This is a genomic window from Phosphitispora fastidiosa (assembly GCF_019008365.1).
Lineage (GTDB): Bacteria > Bacillota > Thermincolia > Thermincolales > UBA2595 > Phosphitispora > Phosphitispora fastidiosa.
Map to the genome: position 1 here is coordinate 38,111 of NZ_JAHHUL010000019.1, position 15,678 is coordinate 53,788.

Annotated in this window: 15 protein-coding genes; all 15 read left to right on the top strand. The window is 42.6% G+C overall.

Going from position 1 to position 15,678, the window contains the following annotated elements:
• Positions 1-77: 77 nt before the first annotated feature.
• The 15 genes from gmd to Ga0451573_RS15500 all read left to right on the top strand — a co-directional run bounded on the left by gmd (position 78) and on the right by Ga0451573_RS15500 (position 15,678).
• Positions 78-1,163: a GDP-mannose 4,6-dehydratase gene (gene gmd, locus Ga0451573_RS15430; RefSeq protein ID WP_231685038.1), complete on the top strand. Its 1,086-nt coding sequence runs from the start codon at positions 78-80 to the stop codon at positions 1,161-1,163.
• A 103-nt stretch (positions 1,164-1,266) separates the two neighbouring features.
• Positions 1,267-1,803, top strand: a complete 537-nt coding sequence (locus Ga0451573_RS15435; RefSeq protein WP_231685039.1) for a helix-turn-helix domain-containing protein — start codon at positions 1,267-1,269, stop codon at positions 1,801-1,803.
• Positions 1,804-1,996: 193 nt separating this feature from the next.
• Positions 1,997-2,833 (top strand): ABC transporter permease, encoded by an 837-nt coding sequence (locus Ga0451573_RS15440; protein WP_231685040.1) that lies wholly within the window; start codon positions 1,997-1,999, stop codon positions 2,831-2,833.
• Between the two features lie 76 nt (positions 2,834-2,909).
• On the top strand, positions 2,910-4,193 hold the full coding sequence (locus tag Ga0451573_RS15445; RefSeq protein WP_231685041.1) for an ABC transporter ATP-binding protein: 1,284 nt from the start codon (positions 2,910-2,912) through the stop codon (positions 4,191-4,193).
• Entirely contained in the window at positions 4,190-5,230 is a 1,041-nt protein-coding gene (locus tag Ga0451573_RS15450; protein ID WP_231685042.1) for a polysaccharide pyruvyl transferase family protein, read from the top strand. Before Ga0451573_RS15445 ends, Ga0451573_RS15450 begins: the two co-directional genes overlap by 4 nt.
• Positions 5,231-5,944, top strand: coding sequence for a class I SAM-dependent methyltransferase (locus tag Ga0451573_RS15455; protein WP_231685043.1), 714 nt, complete (start codon positions 5,231-5,233; stop codon positions 5,942-5,944). It begins immediately after the preceding gene.
• Between the two features lie 20 nt (positions 5,945-5,964).
• Complete coding sequence (locus Ga0451573_RS15460; protein ID WP_231685044.1) at positions 5,965-6,891, top strand: glycosyltransferase family 2 protein; 927 nt, start codon at positions 5,965-5,967, stop codon at positions 6,889-6,891.
• 47 nt (positions 6,892-6,938) lie between these two features.
• On the top strand, positions 6,939-8,105 hold the full coding sequence (locus tag Ga0451573_RS15465; protein WP_231685045.1) for a glycosyltransferase: 1,167 nt from the start codon (positions 6,939-6,941) through the stop codon (positions 8,103-8,105).
• 4 nt (positions 8,106-8,109) lie between these two features.
• Positions 8,110-9,360, top strand: coding sequence for a glycosyltransferase family 4 protein (locus tag Ga0451573_RS15470; RefSeq protein ID WP_231685046.1), 1,251 nt, complete (start codon positions 8,110-8,112; stop codon positions 9,358-9,360).
• 4 nt (positions 9,361-9,364) lie between these two features.
• Positions 9,365-10,303, top strand: coding sequence for a GDP-L-fucose synthase (fcl, locus tag Ga0451573_RS15475; protein ID WP_231685047.1), 939 nt, complete (start codon positions 9,365-9,367; stop codon positions 10,301-10,303).
• A gap of 1 nt (position 10,304) precedes the next feature.
• On the top strand, positions 10,305-11,123 hold the full coding sequence (locus Ga0451573_RS15480) for a glycosyltransferase family 2 protein (RefSeq protein ID WP_231685048.1): 819 nt from the start codon (positions 10,305-10,307) through the stop codon (positions 11,121-11,123).
• A gap of 13 nt (positions 11,124-11,136) precedes the next feature.
• Positions 11,137-12,057: a glycosyltransferase family 2 protein gene (locus Ga0451573_RS15485; protein WP_231685049.1), complete on the top strand. Its 921-nt coding sequence runs from the start codon at positions 11,137-11,139 to the stop codon at positions 12,055-12,057.
• Positions 12,058-12,098: 41 nt separating this feature from the next.
• Positions 12,099-13,463: an O-antigen ligase family protein gene (locus Ga0451573_RS15490; RefSeq protein ID WP_231685050.1), complete on the top strand. Its 1,365-nt coding sequence runs from the start codon at positions 12,099-12,101 to the stop codon at positions 13,461-13,463.
• A gap of 2 nt (positions 13,464-13,465) precedes the next feature.
• The gene (locus Ga0451573_RS15495; RefSeq protein ID WP_231685052.1) at positions 13,466-14,575 is read left to right on the top strand and encodes a glycosyltransferase family 4 protein; all 1,110 of its coding nucleotides are present in this window, start codon (positions 13,466-13,468) and stop codon (positions 14,573-14,575) included.
• Positions 14,572-15,678: a glycosyltransferase gene (locus tag Ga0451573_RS15500; RefSeq protein WP_231685053.1), complete on the top strand. Its 1,107-nt coding sequence runs from the start codon at positions 14,572-14,574 to the stop codon at positions 15,676-15,678. The genes Ga0451573_RS15495 and Ga0451573_RS15500 overlap by 4 nt, the downstream gene beginning before the upstream one ends.

Here is a 15,678-nt window from a genome sequence, read left to right on the forward strand (position 1 = left end):
CGAAAAAGAAGGAATTCTGGGGCGTTTTCCCGAATAAAAACTAACGAAAATAGTTATTCCCTAGGAGATGATATTTTTTGAAAAAGGCCTTAATTACCGGAATCACTGGGCAGGATGGCGCCTATCTGGCAGAGTTCCTTTTGCATAAGGGTTATCAGGTACATGGTGTCAAGAGAAGGTCATCTCTTTTCAATACTGACAGGATTGACCACCTTTATCAGGACCTGCATGAGGATAATGTTAATTTCTTTCTTCACTATGGCGACCTGACTGATTCCACTAATTTGATCAGGATTGTTCAGGAAGTGCAGCCTGATGAAATATATAATCTGGCTGCTCAGAGCCATGTGCAGGTATCTTTTGAGACCCCTGAATATACCGCAAATGCAGATGGCCTGGGGACTCTAAGGGTTCTGGAAGCAATCCGGATCCTGGGACTGGCGGAAAAGACCCGTTACTACCAAGCTTCAACAAGCGAACTTTACGGTAAAGTACAGGAAATTCCCCAAACGGAAAAGACCCCTTTTTATCCGCGCAGCCCTTATGCGGCAGCGAAGTTGTATTCCTACTGGATTACGGTAAACTACCGTGAGGCTTATAACTTGTTTGCCTGTAACGGGATTCTTTTTAACCATGAGTCACCTTTACGGGGAGAAACCTTTGTGACCAGGAAGATAACCAGGGCTATAGCACGGATTAAGCTGGAGCTGCAGGACAAAATCTACCTGGGTAACCTGAATGCAAAGAGGGACTGGGGCTTTGCGGGAGACTATGTGGAGGCAATGTGGCTGATGCTGCAGCAAGACAGCCCCGAGGATTTTGTTATTGCCACCGGGGAGACCCGTTCAGTCAAAGAGTTTGTTGAACTGGCCTTTGCTGAAGTTGGAATAGATATTGAATGGCAGGGTGAGGGAGTACAGGAGAAGGGTATAGATAAATCCACGGGTAAGGCGCTGGTGGAAGTTGACCCGAGGTACTTCAGACCCACTGAAGTAGAAATACTATTGGGTGATCCCACAAAAGCCAGAGAAAAGCTGGGCTGGAAGCCTCGAACAAGCTTTGCGGAACTGGTGAAAATGATGGTTGCAGCCGACCTGGAAGAGGCGAAAAGAGATTTGTTCTGCAGAAATGAAGGTTTTAAGGTGAACAGGTATTATGAGTGATCAGGTTTTCCCATGAAATGGTTGACTTAGCCGTGAAATAAGAGTAAAATAATTACTCAGAAGAAGATGGTTATTTTACTCTATTTTGTGTGGTGTAAATTGTTTGTTAGAATCGTTGATAACGTCAAAAACCAGAATAAAACTGCTGCTGAAGTTTTTCCTTAACCCCGAAAACCAGGCCTATCTAAGAGGCCTGGCGGAGGAATTGGGAGAATCTACGAATGCCATAAGGGTGGAATTAAACCGCCTTACTGAAGCCGGTCTGCTTGAGAGTACTACCAGCGGGAGGACCAAGCTATATCGTGCCAATCAGAAACACTCCCTGTTTCCGGACCTCCACAGTGTAGTGAAAAAATATTTGGGCATTGATAAGGTACAAGCCATCCTAAATGATATGGGTAAGGTGGAGCTTGCCTTCATAACAGGTGATTATGCTCAGGGAAGGGATTCCGGGATAATTGACCTGGTATTGGTGGGGAAGATAGACAAGGCTTATATTCAACACATTGTGGAGAAAGCGGAAGATATAATTAAACGGAAAATCAGGGTCCTGGTCCTGAACCGGGGAGAGTATCAGCGGCTTAAAGATAAACTGCAGTCTGAGAAGGCGTTGGTTATTTGGGAAGAAACGGTTCTCTAAATTAAGAGCTTGACAATTTAAATAACTATGAAGATATTAATCTGAAGAAAGCCAGGCTGAACCGGCTTCTGGAAACATCCGATTTTTCGTTTTGAAAAGGCTGACCTGGCTGATCGTGAAGAAATAGCCAGGATTTTTGTTATTTGCACCGAGTTATTGCGAAGTATAAGAATAAATGGGTGAAATGTGAATTATGAGTGATAAGTCTTCAGAATTTGAAATTATTATAGAGCCAGGCAAAGGGTTTGAACAATATTGGAAGGACCTTTGGCGATACAGGGAACTGTTCTATTTCCTTGCCTGGCGTGACATACTGGTGCGCTACAAGCAGACGGTTATAGGTGTTGCCTGGAGTGTAATCAGGCCGCTTTTGACGATGATAGTATTTACTGTGGTTTTCGGCAAACTGGCAAAGATGCCGTCAGAGGGTGTACCATATCCTATTCTTGTTTATGCGGCAATGCTGCCATGGCAATTTTTTGCTAATTCTCTTAGCGAGAGTAGTAATTCTCTGATAGTTAATGCAAACATGCTTTCCAAGGTTTATTTTCCCAGATTGATTATACCTGCGAGTACTGTCATAGTCAGTATGGTGGATTTTCTGATTTCCTTCGTCATACTTGCAGTATTGATGATATGGTATAAGTTTGTTCCTGACATTCGGATATTGGCTCTGCCAGTGTTTTTACTGCTGGCTCTGACAGCATCATTGGGTTTTGGTTTGTGGCTGGCTGCTTTAAACGTAAAATATCGAGATTTCCGCTATATTGTACCATTTATTGTTCAGTTTGGATTGTATATTTCTCCTGTTGGATTTAGCAGTAGTATAGTGCCTGATCAGTGGAGACTGTTATATTCGATAAATCCGATGGTAGGAGTTATTGACGGTTTTCGGTGGGCAATATTAGGAAGCAATGTCGATTTCTACTGGCCAGGCCTTCTTTTATCAATTGGATTAACGGTGTTAATATTTGCTTCGGGGTTAAGGTATTTTAGAAAGACAGAACGGTCTTTTGCTGATGTAATATAGTATTTTAGCACAATGAAAATTGTTGCAATTCCATGAATCGGAAATAACGTTGACTACTTAAGGTAAGGTATTATATATGAGTACAATAATTGAAGTTGAAAATTTAGGGAAAAAGTATATTTTGCGGCACCAAAAACAAGAACGTTACTCAGCTTTAAGGGACGTAGTGGCTGAAGGTGCCAAGAAATGGTGGAATAAGATACTTAATCCTTTTGCCGGGTTAGATAATAAATCCACCATAGAAGAGTTTTGGGCTCTTAGAGATGTTTCTTTTAAAATCGATCAGGGGGACCGTGTTGGTATAATTGGGAGGAACGGTGCAGGAAAGTCAACCTTGCTAAAAATTTTAAGCCGTATTACAGACCCAACTACCGGTCGTATACTGTTAAAAGGCAGGGTGGCCAGCCTGCTGGAAGTTGGAACAGGGTTTCATCCGGAACTCACAGGCAGGGAAAACATTTATTTAAACGGTGCAATCCTCGGAATGAGTAAGAATGAGATTAAAAGGAAGTTTGACGAAATCGTTGCGTTCGCTGAAGTCGAGAAGTTTCTTGATACTCCTGTTAAGAGGTATTCCTCAGGGATGTATGTTAGGCTGGCATTTGCCGTAGCCGCCCACTTGGAACCTGAGATACTTGTGGTTGATGAGGTGCTTGCTGTTGGTGATGCGCAGTTTCAAAAAAAATGCCTGGGTAAAATGGAGGAAGTGGGTAAAGAAGGCAGGACCGTCTTGTTTGTCAGTCACAATATGGCGGCAGTAAAGAATTTATGTACATCCTCAATATTGCTTACGCAAGGGCAAGTGGAATATATTGGTGAGACACAAACGGCAATCAACAATTACTTGAAGATGTCACCTTCTATTGAGTCTCCCAAAGAGTATTTAGCAAATAACAAGGAGTTAGGGGTAGTTTTTAAAAATATTGAGTTTCTAGACGATGATGGAGACGTCATTTCTTGTCCCCAAGTTGGTTTGCCAATGTCGTTCAGGATGTCGTTTAAATTGGCTGAATCATATGATAATGTTTTGGTTTCAATTGGAGTAGAAACCTCAAACGATTTGCGTACTTGTGTTTTTCATTCGAAAATTTCCGGAGCACAACTTAAGTTGGTTTCTCCTCGTACCAGTATTGTTTGTAGGTTGCCTAAATTGAATATATTTCCAGGGCGTTATTTATTGTCAATTAAGGTAATGTCAGGTGATAAAATGATTTTTTGGTTACCGTATGTTGTTGAAATGGTAATAGAAGATGGAGATTTTTTCGATACTGGTCGCCTCCCCGAAAGAGATTGGGGCGGATTATTTTTAGCAGAACATAATTGGACAGCTATTCATAAAACCAAGGAGGACTCCTTATGAACAAAAAATTAAAGATTCTTTGTCATGGAAGTTGCTGGCCAACCAATATTGGGAATGCATTTGTGCAACTTGGGATGATGAATTATTTAAAAAGAGCTTTAGGAGAAAAAGCTGAAGTTTATCACTATGGTAGCCTTTCTACATTTCTTTTTTGGAAAAATGGATATCCCCAAAATGATTTAAATATTAGTAATATTTCTAAATTCGATTATATAATCATTGGTGGAATGACTCAATGTGTTGATTATTATAAGTCTGTACAATTAATTTTGAAAAACTTTGTTAAGATTGGAACTAAAATAATCATTTCAGGTGGAGGAGGACAGGACTATAATCAAAAAGAAATTGAAGAAGTTAGAGGTTTAATGAAGCAAATCCCTATTTATGCTTTTATTTCCAGGGATACTTATTCCTTTGAAGAATATGGCGATTTGGCTGAAAAAAGTTTTGACGGGATCGACAGTGCATTTTTTGTAGGAGATAATTTTATTCCGATCCCTTTAGATATTTCTGATTTTAATGTGATTAACTTTGATTCTTTAGAGGAACCTGTCATATTTAACACATCTAATAATGAAGACCAAGGGGCACCACGGAAGATGGGGTTAAAGAAATATACTTTTGATTTATTAAAAACTATATTAAAGAAAAATTATGAGCTTGCTGTCCCATCACGTTTGGATATGGAAGGACGTAAAGTCATAAGAACTCACCATGCGGCGTGGCCTACAGAAATAAATGAAAACATGTATAAAGGCATGAATACGTTAATATCAGATATTCCAACAGATTATTTAACGCTATACTCACAAGTTCATACTGTATATTCAGATAGAGTTCATGCTTGTGTAGCAGCTCTAGCGTTTGGAAACCGTGCCATGTTGTTTGGCAAAGAAAACCCCAGAATAAGGATGTTTGAACGAATTGGAGCAGGGGGAATTTTAAAAGGGCCGGTTCAGGTGGATATGAATAGCTTGGAAGAAAATAAAACTCACCAAGTTAATTTTCTTAAAGAAATTTTTACTGAGGAGTATTAAATGCAGCAGCAAATTATTTGGGAGGAACTAAGTAAAGGCAAAACATTAGACGAACTTCTTGATATTTTTAATAACCGAAATTCATTTCAAGTAGAGTTTGCTGCTTTGCTTAACGGGTTATTTGACAAGGACAGAACCTGCTTGACAGCTATTGAAGTGGGATCTTCATTTGGGGTTACGTCTGCTCACCTTGATAAGCGATTCAATATTTCGTTATTAGATTTGGACTTAAATGCGTTAAATTTAGCGGAAAAATTATTTGGCTTTCTGGGTAAAGAAGTAAACACATACCATTTGGATATGTTTAAACTTGGCAATATTACAGGTGAATTTGATTTATTATTTAATTCAGGCGTCCTGGAGCATTTTAATTTTGATGAACGTGTAAAAATACTGACGGAAATGAAGAAGAAGCTTAACCCCGGTGGTAGAATAGTGATTGCTATACCTAATCACTATTCCTTACCTTATAGGTTAGGTTATCTATATCTCAATTTAGTTAATAGATGGCCATATCCAGAAGAATATAAAATTTATGATTTTAGCAGTGAAGTTAAGCAGATTGATGGGCTAAGGCAAACAGTCCGACTGCATATAAACAAGGCCAGTATTTATGATTTCCTTCCACTTCCTCTGAAATTGATCCTTCAGGCGGTTGGAAAATTGGTTGTTTTTGAAGGTTACCTTTCTGTTGTTGTTCTAGAAAATGTTTAATATTTTGGAGTGTACATAAAATGTCTAAACAGCCCCTGGTATCTATTGTTTTACCTACCTATAACGGCGAACGTTACCTGGCACAGTCTATAGAAAGTTGTCTATCCCAGACTTACTTGAACTGGGAGTTAATAATTGTGGATGATGCTTCCACTGACAATACTCCAAACATAATACTAAGATATGTGAACAGTGATACTCGTATTTTTTACAAAAAACATAATACCAACCGCAAGCTGCCTGCTGCGTTAAACACCGGGTTTAAAACCGCAAGAGGGACTTACCTGACATGGACCTCTGATGATAATTGCTACTGTCGGGAAGCAATAGCTACTATGGTGGAGTATTTAGAATGTAACCCGAATACAGATATGGTATATGCAGATTATAATATCATTGATGATAGGAGTAATATGCTGGAGTATGTCAGGGTAGGGATGCCCGAAGATTTATGGAAAGCTAATTGTGTTGGAGCTTGTTTTCTTTATAAACGAATAATCTATGATAAACTTGGTGGTTATGCAGAAGAATTGTTTCTTGCAGAGGATTATGATTATTGGTTGAGAGCTTCCATTGCGTTTAAATTGGAGCCACTTCATCAGCTGTTATACCTATACAGGGTGCATGGTAGTTCCCTAACCAGTAAAGAGAGAAAAGGTAGTATATTATTGGCTACAGAAAAGACACTGAGACACCACTTGCTTCATAATTCAATTCCCCCAGTCTTAATAGCTAAGGGATATTTTGGACTTGCCAACATTGCGAAAGAGACTAATGAAAGGCTCAAGGGATGCAAGTATATGTTATTGGCATTAAAAAATGCACCGGGTTCTTCTATTAATAATCTGGTGACCCAGGAACGAAGGCTGTTAAGTGAGCTATTGGTCGGCAAGAAGATTACTCATGGTATTTTTAGACTGTACAAACAATTCAAAAACGACCAATGACTTGAGCGGTGTTTTTGAGGGTAATTAATTGATGTGGATGTGTGGTAATGAAAAAATTTCTAAAAAAAAATTTGCCTCAGCCCATTATTAGGTGGATCCAGGATAGAAAAAAGAAATATAGATTTTACCAAAACATAAACGCTGATTTAGCTGCAAGCAGCCAAAAGAGGGTTCTTATTTCTTATATAACGGAGCCGTTTGAAGCTGATTTATCGTGCAGCCAACACACTAATGTTCATGAATGCGCCCAAATAATAAAAATATTTATAAATATGGGATACTGTGTTGATGTCATTCATTGCCAGGATAAAGAAAATTTACCTTATATATTAAACAAAAAGTATCATGTTATTTTTGGATTTGGTAACGCTTTTTATGAAGCAGGTCTCCATAATCATCAGGCAAAAAAAGTAATATATCTAACAGAATCTCATCCGGACTTTTCAATTATGCGAGAAAGAGAAAGGCTAGATTATTTTTACAAAAGACATGGTAAAAGGACCGGCTTTACTCGTTCTCATTTATTTTATAAGAAGGAATATATAGATGCAGCCGACTATGGAATTCTGCTTGGAAGTAAAACTACTTCCGAGACTTACCCATCTTTAAATAAGAGATTATTTATAACAACCCCGACGGGATTAATCAACAAGGATTACTTATATGAGGAGAGAGATTACTATAAATCGAGGAAAAACTTTGTCTGGTTTGGCTCTTATGGTGCGATCCATAAAGGGTTGGATATTCTTATTGATGTATTTAATGGTTTACAGGAATGTAATTTATATATATGCGGACTTTACCCGTCAGAAGAGAGATTGTTTTCAATTAATAATATAAATGTAAAAAACGTTGGATTTGTGGACGTGAATTCTTGTCATTTTATAGATTTGATGAACAAATGCAGTTTTGTTATATTGCCTTCTTGCTCCGAGGGTATGTCAACCTCAGTCTTAACATGTATGAATCATGGTCTTATTCCTATTGTAACAAGAGAAACTGGAATAGATCTCAAAGAATTTGGTGTTTATCTTGATGATTACAGGGTTGAATATGTTACAGAGGTCGTCAGGGGATATTCTTGTTTAGGTGTAGAAGAATTAAGCATTCAGCATAAGAAGGTGTACGACTATTCACGGGAAATCTTTAATATACGGGAATATACCATGCGCCTTTCAGCTATTTTACAAAAATTACTCCAATATGAGGATTAAGACTATGAATGTTTTACATTTGTCAACTAGTGCAATTTCACAGAGTGCAGCTTACCGCATTCACAAAGGACTTCTGAGTTCGGGGCTGAATTCGAAGATTCTTGTTGCCGGAAATTCTATAGATGATCCTACTGTGTTGAAGCCATTACACCAACATGAAAAAATCCTAAATTTTATAAGACATAAGCTTGAAACGTTACCTTTAAAGTTTTATCCCGATCGTTGCAGTTTTCCATTTTCCGCTGCTATTATACCGGACAATGTCTCTAGTTATATATCAAATATTAATCCAAGTTTAGTTCACTTACATTGGATTTGCGGAGGTTTTTTAAGGATAGAATCCTTGAAAAAAATAAACAGACCTATTATTTGGACTCTGCATGACAGTTGGGCATTTACCGGGGGTTGTCATCTTCCTTTTGATTGTGTTAGATACAGGGATGGGTGTAAGAAATGCCCTATTCTTAATAGTTCCAAAGAAAAGGATATTTCCAGCAGGGTAATGGAGCGTAAACAAAGGGCATGGAAGTCGATAAACCTGACAATTGTTACACCCAGCAAATGGCTTGGGGAATGTGCAAGATCGAGTATGTTATTTAAAAACAACAGAATTGAAACAATACCCAACGGAATAGACACCGGTGTTTTTAAACCTATAGGTCGCGAAGTCGCCAGAGAAATTCTTTCTTTACCCTTAGACAAAAAACTACTTCTTTTTGGCGCAGTTAATAGTACCAGAGATCCCAACAAAGGCTTTCAGTTTTTACAACAGGCTTTACAAAAAATGAATAGCAGTGGCTGGGGCGACATAGCTCAAGCGCTAGTTTTTGGTGGTCTCGAACCTGCAAACCGTCTGGAAATAGGGTTAAAAACAACATTCTTAGGCAGGCTGCAAGACGACATCAGCCTTGCCCTGCTGTATTCCGCTGCAGATGTCTTTGTTGCTCCATCTATCCAGGAAAACCTGCCCAACACTGTTATGGAAGCCCTTGCTTGCGGGACGCCGTGTGTGGCCTTCAACATCGGAGGTATGCCTGATATGATAGAACATCAGCGAAACGGGTATCTGGCCCGGCCTTTTGAGGCAGACGACCTGGCCCGTGGGATTGCCTGGGCGCTTGAAGACAACAGCCGGCGGGAGGCACTGTCACACCGCGCCAGGGAAAAAGTTGAGCAGGAATTTGATATTAAGCTAATTGCGGGAAAATACCATGAGCTTTATAGGGAAATTTTAAGCCGGAAACAGGGTGGATGATCACATGCAAAAACAATCCAAAATCTATATAGCCGGCCATAACGGACTCGTTGGTTCGGCCATCAAAAGAAAACTTGAAAAATCCGGTTATCACAACCTGGTGTGCCGGACAAGCGCTGAACTCGACTTAAGAAACCAGGTTGCAGTTGAGGAATTCTTTGCCCATGAGGGGCCGGAATTCGTTTTCCTTGCTGCTGCCAAAGTTGGCGGCATCTATGCCAACAATACCTACCCGGCTGAGTTTATTTATGACAATCTGGTCATTGAGGCTAATATAATCCATGCTGCTTACCGGCATAGGGTCAGAAAATTGCTCTTCCTGGGGAGTTCCTGTATTTATCCCAAGTTTGCCCCCCAGCCCATGAAAGAGGAGCACCTGCTTACCGGACTGCTGGAACCCACCAATGAGCCTTATGCCATCGCCAAGATTGCCGGGATCAAAATGTGTGAATCCTACAACCGGCAGTACGGGACTAACTATATATCTGTAATGCCCACAAATCTCTATGGCCCCAATGACAGCTTTGACCCAGAGAACTCCCATGTGCTTCCGGCTCTGATACGCAGGCTCCATGAGGCCAAAATCGCAGCCAGGCCTGTTGTCGAAATATGGGGTACAGGCAGCCCCAGGAGGGAATTTCTTTATGTTGATGATCTGGCCGATGCCTGTATTTTCCTTATGGAAAATTACTCTTACAAAGAGATCGGTTCATTTGTCAATATTGGCACAGGACAGGACCTGACCATCAGGGAACTGGCTGAACTTATCAAAGGTGTTGTGGGCTATTATGGCGAATTAAGGTTTAATACTGAGAAACCTGATGGTACGCCCCGAAAACTTCTGGATGTATCCCGGATGCGGTCACTGGGCTGGGAGGCAGGGACTCAGCTTGAGGATGGATTAAGAATGGCTTATGAGTGGTTTAAGTCACAGGGAGGATAAGATGCAGAACAATCAACAGCCTCTGGTCTCTATAATCACAGTGACTTTAAACAGTGAGAGGCATTTGGAAGATACCATCAGGAGTGTAATCAATCAGACATACCCAAATATTGAGTATGTAATCATTGACGGCGGTTCCACCGACAGGACACCGGACATTATCAGGAAATACGGGAAAAACATTGCCAGGTGGATAAGCGAACCTGATAAGGGTATTTATGATGCCATGAATAAGGGGATCAAAATGAGTACCGGTGAATTTATCGGCATTATCAATTCTGACGACTGGTATGAGCCGGATACCGTGGAAACGGTAGTCACGGAAGCTCTTAAGCGCCCTGAGGGAGAGGTATTTCACGGTAACCTGATGATGTGCTCCCCTGAAGGGGATAAAATATTTTTATACAAACCTGACCCTGGTTTTAAAAATATCTGGCATGATATGACCATTCTGCATCCTACCTGTTTTGTCAGGAAAAGCACCTATGAGAAACACGGCCTGTTTAGTGACCGGTACAGGATTGTTGCAGATTACGATTTAATGCTCCGGTTGTATAAAACAGGAGTGAGATTCCAATATATTGACAGGATACTGGCCAACCAGCGTACCGGCGGAATAAGCTGTACCCGGGACAGGGATGCCATTATAGAAAACAGGAAAATTGTAATCAACCACGGTCTTTCTCCTGTTACGGCCTATTATGATATGTTTTTTAAACTGGCCAAACGAAGGATTCATAAGTTTCTGGAAAGACACAACATGAAAGCGGTTATTGATTTCAAGAAAAGGTTTCAGAAACGGAAATACTACAGGCAGTAAGCTGGGTGATGATATGGATCTGTCAATTATTCTGGTGAATTATAATACAGGAGAACTCCTGCGAGACTGCCTGGAATCCCTGTATGCCAATAAGCCCGGGGTGCAATGTGAAGTCATTGTATCTGATAACGGCTCCACTGATGGCAGCCTGGAGATGCTTGCAGAGGAGTACCCACAGGTCAGGGTTATCGCTAATGGGGACAACCTGGGGTTTGCCGCAGCCAACAATAAAGCCATCAATCAATGCCGGGGAAAATATATTTTGCTGCTCAACAGCGATACTCTGGTAATTGACAGGGATTCATTTGACAATATGGTTAATTATATGGAGGCACATCCTGATACCGGAGTCCTGGGCTGTATGCTGTTAAACGGTGACCATTCATTACAGCTCTCACACGGGAAATTTCCCACAATTGTCACTGAATTTCATCAGAAGGCCCTCAATTTTATGTTTTCCGGGAAAATAGCGCCTTTCTATGGTAAGATTGCGGCAGATTACCGGGAGGAACATCCGGTAGATTGGGTGACCGGGGCGTGTCTGATGGTGCGCCGGGAGGCGGCTCAACAGGCCGGGCTTTTGGATGAAGAGTTTTTTATGTATTTTGAAGATGTTGACTGGTGCCGGCGGATAAATAGCTGTGGGTGGCGAGTCATTTATTATCCCGGAGCTAGGGTGGTTCACCTGCTGGGAGGGAGCGCTCCCAAACAGCAGAATATCTCGGTGATATACAAGGAGAGCCAGCTCCGGTACTACTGCAAACACAGGGGCAGGGCGGAGCTTAACCTGCTGCGGGTGATTCAGGTGGGTAAACATCTGGCCCTGTTGATGAAACTTAAACTCTGCGGCCTGATTGCCGGTAAGGATGTATCCGGTGATTCCAAAAGGATCATCGGAGTTATCAGGGTTTTTTGGGGCAAATCGATACAATAATTATCTGAGATACAATAATCATCTTAAGGTTGTGTTTGCTCATGTACGCTCAAACTGACAAGAACTTATACAGGTTTTTTGTGGTAGTGGCTGCCTTTATGCTGGTATTCCCCAAAGCCGGTGATACCATAAACGGAATCCCCCTTACGGCAGCTAACATGCTCCTAGGGATATTGATTTTATGGGTGATTTCTAAGAGGGTACGGCTGGAAATTCCCATTACTGATAGGGTATACCTGCTGTACATGAGTCTGGTCCTGCTGATACCATGGGCATTTTCTGCAGGAAACATTACTGCCTATGTTAAGACAGTAATGCCGCTCTTTGTTTCACTGGCGGTTTATTATTGGGTTAAACCGGTGACACAGGCTCTGGTTACCAACAGGAGGCGCTTGGATATCCTGATGAGAGTGCTGGCAGTTTCTGTTATTGTCATTGTTCTCTATGGAGCTGCCCAGAAGCTCTTCGGCCATTATGAAACTATCATCCCGGGAATTACCATGTCATTTTCTGATGCCGGGATTCCCGATGTATTTTACCAGAAAAAGAACCTTGTTGGTTTACCCGGATTTTCAGAAACTGTTCACAAAGTAACTTCCACATATCAGAATGGGAACTTGTTTGGCGCTGTCCTGGTAATGCTTATGTTTCCGATAACGGCAGCATTTCTGCACGCCAGGGACCTGAATGATAAAATCATATATGGGACCGCCACAGTCCTGGCTTTTGCCATAATTCCTTTTACCCTTGCCCGCAGTGCTCTCTTTGGCGCTCTAATCGGCGCCGGGATGCTTTTTTTAATGCAGCGGGACAGAAGGAATAAGATAATCTTGGTTTTCCTGGTGCTGCTGATGTTTGCTGTGACTCTGCCCAGCCCTTTTATGAGAACAAGGATGATTATGTCGTTCTTCGACCCATCAATGAACGGGCGGATAGAGCGGATGGTTACTGTCAGCAGCCTTGTTTCTGAGCCTGTTTCTCAAGCCGGGGCGGAAGAAAACAACAATTTAATTGAACCGGGAAAAGTTGTATCCAGACTCTTTGGATTTGGGTTTGCCGGGGAGGGGGCCAAAAAGGTTAAGAGTTTTTGGGATCTTTATACTGAAAATATGTATTTCACTTCCTATATTTTCACCGGTCTGGCAGGTGTATTGCTTTTTGCCGCTGTAGTTGGCCGGTCACTTTTCGTTATTTTTCAATATCTAAGAAACGGACTTGCTCGGATTAATATCTTAACCGGCCTGGCAGCCGGGGTATTCTGCGGTCTGGCGGCATTTTTGTGCCAGGCATTTATAGAAGGCCCGCTGAGCCTGCCGCCAACTGGGTTTGTTTTCTGGTTTCTGCTAGGCCTGGGACATTCGGTGGTGAATTTGGAATTTAGAAACAGTTGGGTTGTGAGGATTTAATTATGCGGATAGTTATTGATGCCAGGATGATAACAGAAGCCATGCACGGTATAGCGAGGTACACCTATAATCTGGCAGACCGGCTGACCCGTATAGACCAGGAAAATGAATATATCCTGCTGACCGGCGGTGACTCCCTGGCAGAATTTGCGGCAGGCAGGTCCAACTGCCGGCTGGAACGTATTGGTTCAAAGTTTATCTCTGTGGCTGAACAGGTGGAACTGCCTCGCGTATTAAGGAGGTTAAAGGCAGATCTTTTTCACAGCCCGTCGTTTATAGCCCCCCTGTTTTGTCCCTGCAGGCTGATCATGACAGTTCACGATGTGAACCACATGGTATTTCCCCAATATTACGGCAGGATACATCAGCTATACTACAGGCATATTGTCAGGCCTTCAGTCCAGAAGGCTCAAAAAGTACTGACAGTATCCCAGTTTTCCCGCAATGAAATCATAAAATTTTTAGGCGTTTCGCCCGAAAAAATGATTGTAACATATAACGGTATTGATAGTGCATTTAAAGTGATTGATAAACCTGGTGTCCTGGAAGGTGTCAGGCGCAGGTACAAGCTTCCCCCTGAGTTTGTTTTATATGTAGGGAATAGGAAGCCACATAAAAATGTGGAGCGGCTGATAGCGGCATTTTCCAAAGTCAGGACAGATTGCAGTCTGGTATTGACCGGGGCGGCCGACAGACAGCTGAGCGGCCTGGCAGCAGACATGGGGCTGACAGGCAGGGTAGTATTTGCCGGTGCTGTAGCCGAGGACGATCTTCCTGTTTTGTATAACCTGGCCGGACTCTTTGTTTTCCCTTCGCTTTATGAGGGTTTTGGCCTTCCGCCGCTGGAGGCAATGGCCTGTGGGACCCCTGTTGTCACTTCAAACCGGTCCTCATTGCCGGAAGTAGCCGGAGAGGCTGCCATTTTGGTTGACCCTTACAGTCCCGGGGAACTGACCGCTGCTATTGAAAGGGTTCTGCAAGATGAGAGTTTATACAGCCAGATGAGAGAAAAAGGCCTGGTACAGGCAGCAAAGTTTTCCTGGGAGGATACCGCCAGGCAGACCCTGGAGGTTTATGAAGAAGTTCTGAAGGGGGGCGGACATCAGCTATGAAAGTTGCCATAGTCCACGAATGGCTGGCCAACATGGGCGGTTCCGAAAAAGTTGTCCTGGCCTTTAAGGAGCTATTCCCCGATGCCCCTATATATACCACTGTGTACAATCCGGATAAGGTTGATTCGGCCTTTCATAACATGGATATCCGGACCTCCTTTATCCAGAAACTGCCGCGGGGCAGGACTGCCTACCAGTCTTACCTGCCGCTGATGCCTACTGCAGTTGAACAGTTTGACCTCAGCGGCTATGATGTGGTCCTCAGCAGCAGCCATGCAGTGGCTAAAGGTGTGCTCACAGGGGCCAATACCCTGCACATCACTTACTGCCATACACCCATGCGTTATGCCTGGGATTTCTACCATGAGTACCTGAACGGGCCGGGGGTGGGCCGGGTCAAGAAAATGCTGATCCCCTGGCTGATGAACTATATTCGCATGTGGGACAGGCTTTCTGCTGACCGGGTTGACTATTTCATAGCCAACTCCGGCAATGTGGCCGGGCGGATCAGGAAGCATTACCGCAGGGAAACAACGGTAATTTACCCGCCGGTGGATACTGAGTATTTTACTCCTGCTGATGAAATCGGGGATTACTATTTCATTGTTTCCCGTTTGATACCTTACAAGAGGATTGACCTTGCCGTCGCAGCCTTCACCCGGTTGGGGTTACCCCTCAAAATAGCCGGAGACGGCCCGGAGCGGAAGAGACTGGAGGAGATAGCCGGACCCAGTGTGGAGTTTCTGGGCCGGGTTTCTGATGCCGAAATGAAGAAACTATATGCGGAGTGCAAGGCCTTCATTTTTCCCGGGGAAGAGGACTTTGGCATAACTCCGGTGGAGGCCCAGGCTGCCGGCAGGCCCGTTATTGCCTATGGCGCAGGCGGCTGTCTGGAAACTGTCGTTTCCGGAGTAACGGGAGAGTTTTTTCAGTCCCAGACGGCAGATGCCCTGGCTGAGGTTGTCACCGGGTTTGACCCGGGCAGATACCAAACCGGGTTAATCCGTCAGCATGCTCTCAGTTTTGACCGGGAATTATTTAAAAAACGCATTTATATTTTTGTTGAAAATAGATACAGGGATTTTATAAAAAATGGCAGATAG

What these genes read in the sequence shown, in the direction of transcription:
- Ga0451573_RS15440 (WP_231685040.1), top strand. Translation starts at nt 1,997, where the DNA reads ATGAGTGATAAGTCTTCAGAATTTGAAATTATTATAGAGCCAGGCAAA.
- Ga0451573_RS15445 (WP_231685041.1), top strand. Translation starts at nt 2,910, where the DNA reads ATGAGTACAATAATTGAAGTTGAAAATTTAGGGAAAAAGTATATTTTG.
- Ga0451573_RS15450 (WP_231685042.1), top strand. Translation starts at nt 4,190, where the DNA reads ATGAACAAAAAATTAAAGATTCTTTGTCATGGAAGTTGCTGGCCAACC.
- Ga0451573_RS15455 (WP_231685043.1), top strand. Translation starts at nt 5,231, where the DNA reads ATGCAGCAGCAAATTATTTGGGAGGAACTAAGTAAAGGCAAAACATTA.
- Ga0451573_RS15460 (WP_231685044.1), top strand. Translation starts at nt 5,965, where the DNA reads ATGTCTAAACAGCCCCTGGTATCTATTGTTTTACCTACCTATAACGGC.
- Ga0451573_RS15465 (WP_231685045.1), top strand. Translation starts at nt 6,939, where the DNA reads ATGAAAAAATTTCTAAAAAAAAATTTGCCTCAGCCCATTATTAGGTGG.
- Ga0451573_RS15470 (WP_231685046.1), top strand. Translation starts at nt 8,110, where the DNA reads ATGAATGTTTTACATTTGTCAACTAGTGCAATTTCACAGAGTGCAGCT.
- fcl (WP_231685047.1), top strand. Translation starts at nt 9,365, where the DNA reads ATGCAAAAACAATCCAAAATCTATATAGCCGGCCATAACGGACTCGTT.
- Ga0451573_RS15480 (WP_231685048.1), top strand. Translation starts at nt 10,305, where the DNA reads ATGCAGAACAATCAACAGCCTCTGGTCTCTATAATCACAGTGACTTTA.
- Ga0451573_RS15485 (WP_231685049.1), top strand. Translation starts at nt 11,137, where the DNA reads ATGGATCTGTCAATTATTCTGGTGAATTATAATACAGGAGAACTCCTG.
- Ga0451573_RS15490 (WP_231685050.1), top strand. Translation starts at nt 12,099, where the DNA reads ATGTACGCTCAAACTGACAAGAACTTATACAGGTTTTTTGTGGTAGTG.
- Ga0451573_RS15495 (WP_231685052.1), top strand. Translation starts at nt 13,466, where the DNA reads ATGCGGATAGTTATTGATGCCAGGATGATAACAGAAGCCATGCACGGT.
- Ga0451573_RS15500 (WP_231685053.1), top strand. Translation starts at nt 14,572, where the DNA reads ATGAAAGTTGCCATAGTCCACGAATGGCTGGCCAACATGGGCGGTTCC.